Genomic DNA, 13595 nt, shown 5'->3' with positions numbered 1-13595 from the left:
CTTCAAGCTCTATCGGTTGCCCGTTGCAGAACTTTCGCTTTTCTTTCATTCCCGAGGCTGCCATTCGCACAGCCCTGAGGTCCGCCGCCAACCGGGCTCGGCACAAGCCCTGACATGGTTGTTATCAATTTGGTTCTAGACTGGTCTTAAATTGGGTGTCGTTTGGTATTTTGCGACTCGAGGAGGAGGGCAAGATGGATCGACGGCGTTTTCTCGCCCGCGGGGCGGCTTGGCCTGCGGCGGCGGTGCTGGGGGGTGGGCTGGCCGGCTGTGGCGGCGGGGGTGGCGGCCGAAGTGGAGGCGTGGTGGAGGCTGCGCCGGCGCCGCCGCCCGCACCGGGGCCCAGCCCGGATGCCGATTGGGATGCTCTGGCCGCCCAGGTGCAAGCCCAAGGTGCAGGGCAAGTCTTGCGCCCCGGCGATAGCGGCTACGACACCCGGCGCCTGGTCGCCAATGCCCGTTATGACGCTCTGCGTCCGCTGGGTCTGTTGCGCTGCGCCAGTGCGGCCGATGTGGCGGCGGGCTTGGCCTTTGCGCGCCGCAAGGCCATGCCTCTGGCCCTGCGTGGCGGTGGCCACAGCTATCTGGGCGCCTCGACCGGGCCGGGCTTGGTGCTCGATGTCGGGCCGATGAACGGGGTCAGGCTGGAGGGCGAGGTGGCCGTGGTCGGCGCCGGTGCCACCCTGGCCGATGTCTACGAGGGCTTGATCAGCCAGGGCCGCTGCATCCCCTCGGGCAGCTGCTTGAGCGTGGGCATTGCCGGCATCACCCTCGGCGGTGGCTTTGGGGTGCTGGACCGGGCCTACGGCCTCAGCTGCGACGCTTTGATTGGCGCCACCGTGGTCAATGCCGAGGGTCAGGCATTGGTCTGCGATGCCGGCCGCAACAGCGATCTGTTCTGGGCCTTGCGCGGCGGCGGCGGCGGGCGCTTCGGTGTGCTGACCGAGCTGCGCTTTCAAAGCCATGCGGTGGGGCCATTGCTGCAGTTCAGCGCGAGCTTCGGCCTGGACGATCTGGAGGCGGTGCTGGCCGCCTGGCAGCGCTGGCCGGAGCAAGGTTTGCCCGGCTCGGCCTGGTCGCAGCTGGCGGTGTCGCCCCAGGGTGGGCGCCTCTGGGGATTGGCATTGGGCCCTCACAGCGACGCGGCGCAGTTTTCTCCGATCTGGCAGGCGCTGCTGGCGCGCATCAACCGGACCGGTCTGGCGCCGGCCGCGCTGCAGGCGCGCAGCTACCGGGATGTCTTGCTCGGCGATTGCGCCGGCCTGAGCCTGGCGCAATGCCATCTGCCAGCGCAGAACCCGGAGGGGCGGCTCGGTCGCGTGACCATGGCGGCCAGCTCGGACTTTTACGACCAAGCCCTGCCGCCCGAGGGCCAGCGGGCCTTGGCCGACGCCCTGCGTGCGCGGCGCGGCCAGGGCTCGGGCGGGGTGATCCTGAATCTGATGGGTGGGGCCATCGCCCAGCTTTCACATCAGGCCACGGCATTTCCGCACCGCGCGGCCTTGTTCAGCGCCCAGTACGGGGTGGAGCTGCCGCCTTTCGCCACCGCATCGGCGGTGGAGGAGGGGGCCCGTTGGACCCACGGCCTGCGCGAGCTGATGCGGCCCTGGAGCAGTGGCCGCGCCTATCTCAATTACCCGGATGCCAGCATTGCCGACCCGCTGCCGGCCTACCATGGCAGCCATCTGGCCCGGCTTCAGCAGATCAAGCAGGCGCAGGACCCCAGCGGCCTGTTCCAGACCGTGCAAGGGCTGTGATATCCGGGCTGCCGGCAGGGCGTGCGCCGGCAAGGGTGGGGCAAAGTTACACTGGGCGCCCTTTGTGGCGGCCCGGCTCGGGCTGTGATGCGCCGCTGGTATGGACCTTGTCTGCGCTTCCTTCCCGAGTCTCTCGGGCCGCCTGCATGCCTCTGCTTTGAATTGCATCCACTGCAACCCTGACCATGGCCGGCCTCAGCCCCAAGACCCCCAGCCCCACCGAGATCACCGTGCACCAGCAGTCCCGCGTGCTGGAGGTGGCGTTTTCGGACGGCGCGCGCTTTCGCATCCCGTTCGAGCTGATGCGGGTCTACAGCCCCTCGGCCGAGGTGCAAGGCCATGGCCCGGGTCAGGAGGTGCTGCAGACCGGCAAGCGCGAGGTGCAGATCACTGGCCTGGAGCCTGTCGGCCACTACGCCGTGCGGCCGCAGTTTTCCGATGGCCATGACAGCGGCCTGTTCACCTGGGACTATCTGTACCAGCTCGGCGAGCGGCAGGCCCAGCTTTGGGCCGATTACGAAGCCCGCCTGGCCGCGGCCGGCCTGAGCCGCGATGCCGACATGGCCGCCCCGGCGCCGGCCGGCGGCCATGGCTGCGCCAGCCACAGCCATCACTGAACTGAAGCCTCGCCCAAACCGGCCCACAGCGCTTCAGCCCACCCATTTCCCGCGAGACCCATTCATCATGAGCAGCACCCATTTCGGCTACCAGACCGTTGACGAGCGCGAGAAAGCCAGCCGTGTGCGCGGCGTGTTCGACTCGGTGGCGTCCAAGTACGACGTCATGAACGACTTGATGTCCATGGGCATGCACCGCGCCTGGAAGGCCTACACCGTGGCCGTGGCCAACCTCAAGGCCGGCGATCGGGTGCTGGACATTGCCGGCGGCACCGGTGATCTGTCGCGTGCCTTTGCCAAGAAGGTGGGCGAAACCGGCATGGTGGTGCACACCGACATCAACGAGGCCATGCTGCGCCAGGGCCGCAACCGCCTGCTCGACGAAGGCCTGATCCTGCCGACCAATCTGTGTGACGCGGAAAAGCTGCCCTACAAGGCTGGCAGCTTCGATCTGGTCAGCGTGGCGTTCGGCCTGCGCAATATGACCCACAAGGATGTGGCTCTGGCCGAGATGTGCCGGGTGCTGCGCCCAGGCGGCCGCCTGCTGGTGCTGGAGTTCTCCAAGGTGGCCGCGCCGCTGCAGAAGCCCTACGACTGGTACTCCTTCAAGATCCTGCCCAAGCTGGGCCAGATGATTGCCGGCGACGCCGAGAGCTACCGCTACCTGGCCGAGTCCATCCGCATGCACCCGGGCCAGCAGGAGCTCAAGGCCATGATGAAGACGGCCGGCTTCGGCCATGTCGATGTGCACAACCTGAGCGCCGGGGTGGTGGCTCTGCATGTCGGCATCAAGTGCTGATGTGATGGTGGGGAGCTTGAGTATTTGTGCGCAAGGCGCCCCAGCCCTTGATTTGTCATAAACCGAAATGAAACAGTGCCTGCCGCCGAATCCCGGTGGCGCGAGGGTATTCCCTGGGCTGTCGATTCATTCTTGGGCACGCCCGTGAAATACCGCGGGTAATCCGTGAGGGGCGCCCCCCTGATTGCCGGTTTCCCGGGGGGCGAATTGTCATTTTCCAAAGTTACACTCGCTCGTCCCAGCGTGGGCGAGGTAGCTTGCTGCGCTGCAGCATCAGTTTTGGGGCCCCGGCTCGGGGCACCGCGCTAGAAGAGAGAAAGACAAGCCATGTACCTGACGAATCAAGAGAACGCTTCCGCTTTCAAGGGCCTGCGCGTGGCCGCGGTGGCCGCCGCCGTGGTGGCCGTGATGCTGAGTGGTTGCGGTGACGACAAGAAGTCGGACAAGGCCTCGCAAACGGCTGCCAAGGTGAACAAGGAAGAGATCACCGTTCACCAGATCAACTTCGTCCTGCAGCGCCAACAAGGCCTCAAGCCCGAACAAGCCGAAGCGGCCAGCCGCCAGGTGCTGGAGCGTCTGATCGAGCAGGAACTGGCCGTGCAAAAGGCCCAGGAGCTGAAACTGGACCGCGACCCGCGTGTCGTGCAGCAAATCGAAGCCGCCAAGCGCGAAATCATCGCCCGCTCCTACGTCGAGCGCATCGGTGAATCGGTGGCCAAGCCGAGCAGCGAAGAAGTCAGCAAGTATTACAACGAGAAACCCGCGCTGTTCAAAGACCGCCGTATTTACAGCCTGCAGGAATTGGCGATTGAAGCCAAACCCGAGCAATTTGGTCAGCTGCGTCAGAAACTCGAAAGCGCCAAGAATATTGGCGAGTTTGCCGAGTATCTGAAATCCAATGATTTCCGTTTCACCGCCAACCAGGCAGTGCGCGCCGCCGAGCAATTGCCGCTCAACGGCCTGGAGTCGATCGCCCGCATGAAGGACGGCGACTCGGCGGTCACCCAGACCGCCAATGGCATCACCGTGCTGTTCCTGGTCGGCTCGCGCAGCCAGCCGGTCGACGAGGCCCGGGCCCGCCCGGCCATCGAGGCCTTCCTGGTCAATCAGCGCAAGGCTGAGCTGGTGCAAAAGGACCTGAAGGGCCTGCGCGAAGCCGCCAAGATCGACTACATCGGCAAGTTTGCCGAAGGCGCGCCGGGTGCCAAGGGCGCCGCCGCCTCCGCCCCGGCCGCAGCCGCCACGCCGGCTCCGACGGCGGCGCCCGTGGCTGCCGATCCGGTTGCTCCGGCCGCCAGCGGTCTGAATGCTGCTGACATCTCCAAGGGCATGGGTCTCAAGTGAGTTTCAACATGACGTCGTCTTTCCTGACCTTCGCTCCTTCGCGCCCGGCCCGGGTGGCTGCGGCGGCCCTGGCATTGCTGGGTGCCCTGTCGGTGGCTGCCTCGGCGCAGGCGCAAGCCCCGGCTGCCGCCTTGCCCGGCGCCAGCGCTCCGGCTGAATATCGCCTGGGTTCGGGCGATGTGCTGCGCATCACCGTGTACCAGAATCAAGACCTGACCCTGGAAACCCGGGTGTCGGAGAGCGGCGTCATTTCCTTTCCCTTGCTGGGCAGTATCCGCATCGGTGGTCTCAGTGCCACTCAAGCCGAGAAACTGATCGCCGACGGTTTGCGCGACGGCAATTTCGTCAAGAACCCGCAAGTCACCGTGGTGGTGTTGCAGGTCAAGGGCAACCAGGCCAGCGTGCTGGGCCAGGTCAATCGCCCGGGCCGCTACCCGATCGAAACCGCCGACATGCGCCTGACCGATCTGCTGGCCAACGCCGGTGGCATCGCCGTCACGGGCGCCGAAGTGCTGGTGCTCAGCGGCACCCGCAACGGCCAACCCTACCGCCTGGAAATCGACCTGCCGCGCATCTTCGCTGCGGGCGGCCGTGAGCAGGATGTGCTGATCCAGAACGGCGACGTCATCTGGGTCGAGCGCGCCCCCATGGTCTATATCTACGGCGAAGTGCAACGCCCCGGCCCCATGCGCCTGGAACGCGGCATGACCCTGATGCAATCGCTCGCCACCGGCGGCGGCATCACCCAACGCGGCACCGAAAAAGGCATCCGCGTCCACCGCAAAGGCCCCGACGGCAAGGTCGAAGTTCTCCAGCTCCCGATGGATGAGGGTTTGAAGGATGGGGATGTTGTGTACGTCAAAGAGAGCTTGTTCTGATCCAAGGGCCTGAGAATGAACATCAGACAGTTTTTTGCAGTGGTGGTAGCTCGATGGAAGATCGTCGCTGCCGTGTTTCTTCTGACCGTCCTTACAACGCTCATCATCAGCTTGTTGATGCCGAAGCAGTATTCGGCGGCTGCTTCCGTGGTGATTGATGCCAAGCCTGACCCAGTTTCTGCGGTGATGTATCAAGGCATGGTCAGTCCCGCTGTGATGGCCACGCAAATTGACATCCTCCAGAGTGATCGTGTGGCTATGCGAGTCGTGCGCAACCTGAAGCTGGCGGATAACCCACAGATTCGCAGTCAGTGGCAAGAGGAGACGGGCGGCAAGGGTACCGTTGAGCAGTGGCTGGCAGACATGTTCCAGAAGAATATGGATGTGCGCCCCTCGCGTGAGTCGAATGTCATTACCGTGTTCTACCGCGCCCAAGATCCTAAATTTGCGGCAGGTGTAGCCAATGAGTTCGTTCAGGCGTTCTTGGATACATCTATTGAAATGCGGGTGGATCCTGCAAAGCAGTACTCGGCGTTCTTTGACCAGCGAGTCAAAGAGGCGCGCGAGACTCTGGAAAAAGCGCAGACCCGTCTATCTGACTTTCAGCGCGAGAACGGCATCATGGCCAATGATGAGCGTTTGGATATTGAAAGTAGCCGACTGAATGAGTTGTCGACCCAGTTGGTCATGATGCAGTCTCTTTCGGCTGAGTCGGGTAGTCGGCAGGCTCAGGCTCGTGGCGAACAGGCTGATCGCATGCAAGAAGTGCTTGGCAATCCGCTCATCAGTGGGTTGAAAGCTGATATCGGTCGTATGGAGGCTCGACTGCAGGAACTCAACGCTAAGCTGGGTGAACGCAATCCTCAAGTGATTGAAGCCAAGGCGAACGTGACCGAACTGCGCGCCAAGCTCAATGCTGAAATCTCGCGCGTGACCAGTGGTGTCTCGGTGGCGAACAACATTAATCGTCAGCGTGAAGCAGAGATCAAGAGTGCACTGGATGCACAGCGCATCAAGGTTCAGAAGCTCAAAGTCCTGCGGGATCAAGGCGCCGTGTTGTCGCGGGACCTCGACACAGCTCAACGGGCCTATGACCAGGTCTCTGCGCGCCTGACTCAAACCAGCCTTGAAAGCCAGTTGACTCAAAGCAATGTGTCGATCCTTACCCGAGCAGAACCGCCTTTGATTGCTTCTTCACCCCGGGTGCTCTTGAACACTCTGCTCTCGGTGGTCTTGGGCGTAGTCCTTGCTGTTGGCGGCGCTATGGTGGTCGAAATGACGGATCGGCGAATCCGCGTGCCGGAAGACCTGACCGCAAGCTTGGGTCTGCCAGTGTTGGGTGTAGTGCCCAAGCCCACGCTCAAAGATGCGCAAGGCAGAAAAACAAACGCACTGTTTCAGCAGCGAGTGATCTCGCAACTCCCCAACGCCTAATCAGACCAGTCTATGGAAACGTATGTGAACACCGCTTCGGCTGAGGTCGAGAGCAAAGACAGGTCTTCGGCGACGGAAGTTGACGACACTCGGGTGCGAGATCGTTCAATTGGCGACATCATCCGTGACACCCGCAATCTTTCGGCGGAGCAGGTGGAGGCGATCCTCGTCCATCAGCGCGAGAACGGTAGTCGTTTTGGCGAGGCGGCCGTGGCCTTGGGCTACGCCAGCATCGACGATGTGTTTGTTGCGCTCTCCCAGCAGTTTCACTATCCCTATGCTTCGGCGGAACAGCGAAAGGTCAATCCTGAACTTATCGCATTGAATGAGCCGTTTTCCGAACAGGCTGAGGTGTTTCGTGCGCTGCGCAGCCAGATCATTATGCGTCTGTGCAATGAAGGCGAGCCACGTCGCGCCATTGCGGTCGTCAGCGCCGATCAGGCCGATGGCAAGACGTATTTCGCCGCCAATCTGGCAGTGACACTGGCTCAATTGGGTGGAAGAGTTCTGTTGGTTGATGCGGACATGCGTAGCCCGCGGCAGCATCAAGTCTTCAATATCGAAAACAATGTTGGTCTGTCCAGTGTTTTGTCTGGCCGTGCCGAATCCAAAATCATCCAGCAGGTCGAAGGTGTTCCTTCGCTTTTCGTCCTGCCCTGTGGCAACACGCCGCCGAATCCGGTGGAACTTGTTGAACGTCCTGCATTTGGCTTGCTGATGCGTGAGTTGGTTGCAAAGTTCGACCATGTTGTGGTGGATACCCCGGCGGCTTCTCAAGGTACGGATGCAGCGGTGATTGCTGCTCGATGCGGCGCAGCATTGGTGCTTGCTCGAAAGAACTCCAGTCGAGTCAAGCGTTTGCAGGACCTTGTTGCGGTCATCTCCGGTGGACCGATCAAGGTGGCTGGTGTTGTCTTGAACGAGTTCTGAGGCATTGAGACCAATGACTGCTGCGAATTCGAGGGCAAGTCACGTGCCGACTGCACAGACTTCAAAGGGGGTCGCGCCTACCGTTGATTGGTTGGCCTGGGGCATGGTGCTTGCAGGGTTCTTGTTGTTGTACTTACCGACGTACTACGACTTGGCCACTACGCAGTGGCATCTTACCGAGCAGGGACACGGCCCCATCATCTTGGCCTTGGCTTGGTGGTTCATCTACAAGGCACTCCCAAAGTTGCATGACCTCGAGGCTCAGGCAGCTCCGATCTCCGGATTCGCCTTGTTGGGCTTCGCCGTCTTACTCTATGCATTTGGTCGGTCTCAAACGATCTTGATGTTCGAAGTCAGTTCGCAGATCGCTGTACTGGCGGCTATTGCCTTGCTCTACAAGGGCGGGCGTGCAGTCAGAGCCATTTGGTTCCCCTTGTTCTTTTTGCTCTTCATGGTGCCCTTGCCTGACTTTCTCGTGTCGGCCATCACCACTCCTTTGAAGACCTTGGTCTCAGCTGCAGCCAGTTCGTTTCTTGCTGCATTTGATTACCCGGTGGGTCGCTCCGGTGTGATGATCACCGTGGGGCAATATCAGCTTCTGGTCGCGGATGCATGTGCTGGATTGAACTCCATGTTCACGTTGGAAGCCTTGGGCTTGGTGTACATGAACATCATGAACTACACGTCGGCGCCTCGGAATATCACACTGGCTCTGGCGCTCATTCCAATATCAATCGTGGCCAACATCACGCGCGTGATCATCCTGATTTTGGTCACGTATCACTATGGCGACGCAGCAGGCCAGGGGTTTGTTCATGACTTCGCCGGCATGGTTCTATTTTTTGTCGCCTTGACTTTGATGTTCATAACGGACAAGTTGATCGGCTTGGCGGGTCGCTTGTTCGGCCGTTTCCGAAAGGCGGCATGATATGCAGCGACGTTTCGCTATGTCTGCCTTGGCCATGATGGCGGTGTCGGCCTACGGGGCCTACCGTATGGAGCCGACCGTTCATGTGTCCGATCAATTGCCCAAGATGGATCTGGAGACTTTGTTCCCTCGCCAATTTGGCAGTTGGCGTGTTGATACCAGCATGCCCGTGGTCCTGCCGTCGCCCGATGTCCAAGCCGCGTTGAACGTGATCTACAACCAGACCTTGTCACGCAGCTACATCAACGACAAGGGCGAGCGCATCATGTTGTCGGTAGCTTACGGCGGAGATCAGTCGGACGGCACCAAAATTCATCGTCCCGAGAACTGTTATCCCGGTCAGGGTTTCACCATCTTGTCCAACAAAGTGGATGCGATTTCGCTTTCTGAACGCCAACTGCCGGTGCGGCGTCTGGTGGCCCGTATGAATGCCCGTGTTGAGCCCATTTCATATTGGATGATTGTGGGCGACCAAGTGGCATTGACCAGCACCGAGAACAAGCTCGCTCAGCTTGGCTTTGGTGTACGAGGTTTGATCGCTGATGGCATGCTTGTTCGAGTGTCTTCGATCAATTCAGTGGTCGAGCCGCAATACTTGGTGCACAACGCCTTTGTTGACGCCTTGTTTCAGTCCATGGCGCAGCCTGGGCGCCGGCGCGTGTTTGGTGTTTGAGTCGTGAGGGTGATTCGATTGCCGGCTTTATGGTCTCTAGGGCGACCGAAGCCGGGAAAGCGCGTCGGCACCCCAGCCCGTGTGGTTTGGGTGACGATGGCGCTGCTCTTCATCGCGGTGCTGGCTGGGCTCGTGACGTCCACTGGCAGCCCCATCCTCATGGCGGCTGTTGTTGGGCCTTTGCTTGGCTTCCTGATGTTGACGCAGTGGCGTTTGTGCTTTTGGACCGTGGTGGTCGGATTCCTTGTTATCAATGGGCCGATTCAACAGTTCGCACCGACGTTGGGCAAGGTCACATGGGCTTTCTCTGCCGTCAGTTTGCTATTGCTGGCGCTTGCAGCGGTACAGCTCTTTGCCCCGGAAGATGAGCGAAGCCTGCCTCCATCTCCCTTGGCTTGGTTGGTCTTGCTACTGCTTGCGTATGTGCTGATCAGCTCTGCGTTTGTATCGAGCTATCCGGCTGAATTGATGGCCGGGTTCAAGCGGTATTTCCAAACCTGGGGAGTGTTCTTTGCCATGGCGGTGTTGCCGTTCATGGTGAAGGACCTGAGGCTGACTTATCGAGCCATGGTGTGGGTGGCAGTGCTGCATTTACCTTTTTGTCTTTATCAGTTTTTTGTCGTTGTTCCCAATCGTGGTGTGGTGAGTGCTGCAGCCTTTGATGCGGTTGCAGGCATCTTCGAAGGCAGCGCCACGGGCGGTGGCGCGAGTGGGGTGATGGCCTTGTTCATGGTGGTGGCAGTGGTCGCCGTGATTCGCTTGTGGCTGGCTGAACGCATCGGCTTGTGGCGCATGCTTTTCGGTTTGGCTCTGTTTGGCGCGCCCTTGGCTTTGGGTGAGACCAAGGTGGTCGTACTTGTTCTGCCGTTCACCTTGTTGGTTGCCATGCGTGGCCACTTCACGCGCGCCCGTGCACTGGCGATATTCGCGGTGATCTTGCTGGCAACGCTGGCATTGGCGTTCCGTTACATCAGCCTGAACGAGGTCAACGGTGCTGATTTTCAGAAGGCCCTGGACAACTCTCTCGCTTACAACTTCGGCTCCGTGGGTTACGACGGTCGTGGTGGATTGAATCGTTCCACGGTGCTCAGTTTCTGGGCTGCAAAGCATGGCTTCCATGACCCCGTAGGAACCATGTTCGGCCATGGTCTCGGCGCCTCCTATGCTGGGACTAACGCGATTTTTCCTGGGCATCTGAACTTTACTTACCCGTTCCTGGCCATTGACTTGACCACGATCTCCACCATTCTTTGGGATCTGGGTGTGATGGGTTTGTGCTTGTACCTGGGAATGTATGTCGCAGCCTGGCGCAGCCTGCAACTTGGTATCAAGGCTTACGAGGGTACCGAGCTCGCGGATTGGTTCCGTTTGGCAGAAATTTCGCTGGTGGTTTGCGTCATCGCCTTGCCGTACAACAACAGCATCATTTCCTTCGGCTCGCATGGCACCGTGTTCGCCTTGACACTTGGCGTGTGTGCGCTCGCGGGGCGAATGGCTGCTCAGCGCGCACGGGGTGCTGGCGCACAGGCAGGCGCGATGCACTACGCAGCGCTGTGAGGTGGTTCCGCTGCAACTGCGAATCCGGGTGCATGCGCGTACCTCATTGAGCTTCAGGTGAATTGCGGCGTGAGGCCGAATCCGGCACGCCTGCGGCCGAAAGGGCAAGCTCCATTTCCGTTTAGCCAAGGTATTGCCTGCAAAGGCTGTTCATGAAATTCGACACCGGCGTCAGTGCAAGTTCTGGTTTGGCCCCCAAGGCTCTACGGAGGATGCCTTCGAAATGACACCGCGAAGAATCCTCTTTGTCACCAAGGAACCCCATCCCAGTTTTCGCGCCGACGTGCGCGTGCTGTTTGGGAAGTACCTGCCGCGCCATGGCGTGTTCAGTGATTTGTTTTCACAGCACGAGTTCGGCGTGGCTTCTACACCATGGCCTCCAGGGAATTTGCATCTGGCTAAGAGCAGTGCTCGCCGCTGGCTGAGGCCTTTTCAACTTTTGGGGCATGACTTGCGCTTGTTTGCTCTCGCACGCAGCGGCGCATATGCGGCGGTACAAGTCCGAGACCGAATCTTTGCCGGAGCAATTGGCATGGCTGCCGCGCGTCGAGCGAGCCTGCCATTCTTTTACTGGGTTTCTTACCCGAAGCCTGAACTTCGAAAAGAAGCTGCGGACCATATCGAATGGCGACGTCGGCCTTTTGGCTTTGGCATTCACCAGCTTCGTGCCAAATTGAGTTCGCTACTGATGTACCGATGGCTTTTGCCTAGAGCTGACCATATCTTTGTTCAGAGTGAGGCGATGCTTGAGTTGTTTGTTGCTCGCGGTATCAGTCCAAATCGGCTTACCGCGGTGCCTATGGGGGTTGACCTCGAGGAGGTTGCTAACTGCGAGCTACCGTCCGCCGAGACGCTTGCGCACCTTCAAGGCCGCCGTGTCATTGTTTATGCCGGCGCATTGGATCGGGTTCGGCAACCTGCGGTGATGCTAGAGGCGCTCGTGCACATTAAAGCCAACCTGCCTCAGGTTCTTTTGCTGATGGTTGGCGGTGCCATGGATGCCCATGATGTTGTGCAATTGAAGGAGAAAGCGCACAAGTTGGGAGTCGCAGACTGTGTTCACTTCACGGGGTGGCTGAGCCCGGCTCAAGCTTTGGGTTGTATGAAGCGGGCGGAGTTGGGTATTTCTATCATCCCGCGCGGGCCCTTGTATGACGTTTCCAGCCCCACCAAGCTTGCAGAGTATTTCGCATTGGGCTTGCCGGTGGTGGCGAATGATCTGCCAGATCAAGAACTAGTGATGCGAGAAAGCGATGCCGGCCATTGTGTGCCTTTTGTATCGCACGAATTGGCTCGCGCAGCATTGGAATTGCTGGATGCTCCGGAGGATGCCCGCCGAAGGGGGCGTGCCGGACAGCGGTACGTTGCTGCACATCGCAGCTATGCGGTGCTCGCGGAACAACTTGCAGCGACGTATGCAAAGCTCATCCCTCTCGTTTCGAGATAGGGGCGGTTCTTCCCTGATGCGATCTCTGGTGGTGACTTGACCTGCATACATGCTCGAGTACCCCTTTTGAACCTGTTGTCGTGCACCATGCTTGAGACCCTATGAGTCAATCCAATCAATTCATCTTGATGGTGGGCAATGACCTGCGTGCCCTAGGGGGCATGTCAGCAGTTGTGAACTCCTATTTCGCCGGTGGCTTGGCTGGCCAGTGGCCCACGCGGTACCTCGCGTCTTTTCACCACAAGCGCACGCTCAACAAGTTGTGGATGGCTTCAAAGGCCTTGGTTCTCTTGTTGTTTTGGTTGGCCTCAGGTCGTGTGGCCGCAGTTCATGCTCATTCCGCGGCGCGTGGAAGCTTTTGGCGCAAGCGCCTGTACCTGGGCTTGGCACGGCGATTTGGATGCAAGACCTTTTTGCATATTCACGATGGCTCTTTTGTGCAGTGGTACGAGAAATCCCTGTCAGCTGCTTCGCAAGCGGCGGTGCGCGAGACCTTGGTGTCGGTGGATCGGGTGGTGGTGCTGAGTGAGGTCTGGGCAGAACAGTTGCGTGCGATTCAGCCTTTGGCCAGATACTCGGCGATCGACAACCCCGTCGCGATTCCTGATGCGAGCCAGTTGCATATTCACCGCGCTGCGGTTCCGGCGCGAATCCTGTTCATGGCGCGGTTGTGGCCCCAGAAGGGGATTTACGAGCTGCTGGAGGCCTTTACCGCCTTGAATGCGGCGCTCCCCGACACCTTGCTGGTGTGTGCGGGCGATGGCGATTTGTCTGCGGTGCAGGCGAGGGTCAGACAACTGGGAATAGAAGGGCGGGTGGAGTTCCTCGGCTGGATCGACGGCGCTACCAAGATTCGTGAGTTGGCCGCAGCGGATGTGTTTGTTCTTCCTTCGTATCACGAAGGGGTGCCTGTGGGAATCTTGGAGGCCATGGCTTGGGGTGTGCCCGTGGTGGCTTCTGATGTGGGGGGGGTCGCCGAATCGATGGGTGATGCGGGTCTCTTGTGCAAGGCCAGGGATGTGGAGAGTCTTCGAGAGGCTTTGGAGCGAGTCCTTCGGTCGCCAGAGTTGGCTGCAGAACTGGGGCGAAAGGGGCGTCATCGGGCGGAGCACCGATTTGCCATTCCTGTCGTTTTGGCCGAATTGGGGGCCCTGTACAGAGATGCGGGACTGGCGGGCTTGGAAAAACAAGTCGTGTGAGCGCAGAGGTGTCGAGCGCGGAATGAACCGGG

The 13595-nt window shown here is 60.1% G+C and carries 12 protein-coding genes; all 12 read left to right on the top strand.

Annotated elements, in window-relative coordinates; all coding sequences use genetic code 11:
• Positions 1-194: 194 nt before the first annotated feature.
• The 12 genes from AC1Q6P_RS02295 (at position 195) to AC1Q6P_RS02240 (ending at position 13563) form a co-directional block, all read left to right on the top strand.
• Complete coding sequence (locus tag AC1Q6P_RS02295; RefSeq protein ID WP_492662858.1) at positions 195-1757, top strand: FAD-binding oxidoreductase; 1563 nt, start codon at positions 195-197, stop codon at positions 1755-1757.
• A 185-nt stretch (positions 1758-1942) separates the two neighbouring features.
• The gene (locus AC1Q6P_RS02290) at positions 1943-2374 is read left to right on the top strand and encodes a gamma-butyrobetaine hydroxylase family protein (RefSeq protein ID WP_492662857.1); all 432 of its coding nucleotides are present in this window, start codon (positions 1943-1945) and stop codon (positions 2372-2374) included.
• 67 nt (positions 2375-2441) lie between these two features.
• A complete protein-coding gene (gene ubiE / locus AC1Q6P_RS02285; RefSeq protein WP_171825719.1) occupies positions 2442-3173 on the top strand; it encodes a bifunctional demethylmenaquinone methyltransferase/2-methoxy-6-polyprenyl-1,4-benzoquinol methylase UbiE in 732 nt (243 codons plus the stop codon).
• Between the two features lie 327 nt (positions 3174-3500).
• Complete coding sequence (locus tag AC1Q6P_RS02280; protein WP_102767581.1) at positions 3501-4517, top strand: EpsD family peptidyl-prolyl cis-trans isomerase; 1017 nt, start codon at positions 3501-3503, stop codon at positions 4515-4517.
• Between the two features lie 8 nt (positions 4518-4525).
• Positions 4526-5395, top strand: a complete 870-nt coding sequence (gene epsE / locus AC1Q6P_RS02275; protein ID WP_492662856.1) for a polysaccharide export protein EpsE — start codon at positions 4526-4528, stop codon at positions 5393-5395.
• Positions 5396-5410: 15 nt separating this feature from the next.
• Complete coding sequence (epsF, locus tag AC1Q6P_RS02270) at positions 5411-6829, top strand: chain length determinant protein EpsF (protein WP_492662855.1); 1419 nt, start codon at positions 5411-5413, stop codon at positions 6827-6829.
• Positions 6830-6853: 24 nt separating this feature from the next.
• Positions 6854-7759, top strand: a complete 906-nt coding sequence (locus AC1Q6P_RS02265) for a polysaccharide biosynthesis tyrosine autokinase (RefSeq protein WP_492662854.1) — start codon at positions 6854-6856, stop codon at positions 7757-7759.
• 43 nt (positions 7760-7802) lie between these two features.
• The gene (gene xrtB, locus AC1Q6P_RS02260) at positions 7803-8687 is read left to right on the top strand and encodes an exosortase B (RefSeq protein WP_492662853.1); all 885 of its coding nucleotides are present in this window, start codon (positions 7803-7805) and stop codon (positions 8685-8687) included.
• Positions 8688-8706: 19 nt separating this feature from the next.
• The gene (gene epsI / locus AC1Q6P_RS02255) at positions 8707-9360 is read left to right on the top strand and encodes an exosortase-associated protein EpsI, B-type (protein ID WP_492703039.1); all 654 of its coding nucleotides are present in this window, start codon (positions 8707-8709) and stop codon (positions 9358-9360) included.
• A 96-nt stretch (positions 9361-9456) separates the two neighbouring features.
• Positions 9457-10917: a hypothetical protein gene (locus tag AC1Q6P_RS02250; RefSeq protein ID WP_492662851.1), complete on the top strand. Its 1461-nt coding sequence runs from the start codon at positions 9457-9459 to the stop codon at positions 10915-10917.
• 223 nt (positions 10918-11140) lie between these two features.
• Positions 11141-12364: a glycosyltransferase gene (locus AC1Q6P_RS02245; RefSeq protein WP_492662850.1), complete on the top strand. Its 1224-nt coding sequence runs from the start codon at positions 11141-11143 to the stop codon at positions 12362-12364.
• A gap of 101 nt (positions 12365-12465) precedes the next feature.
• Positions 12466-13563, top strand: a complete 1098-nt coding sequence (locus tag AC1Q6P_RS02240; RefSeq protein ID WP_492662849.1) for a glycosyltransferase family 4 protein — start codon at positions 12466-12468, stop codon at positions 13561-13563.
• Positions 13564-13595 lie beyond the last annotated feature (32 nt).

This window comes from Roseateles sp. GW835-FHT13E02 (assembly GCF_058794035.1).
Note: the sequence above shows the minus strand (reverse complement) of the source record. Positions and strands in the feature narration are given on the sequence as shown.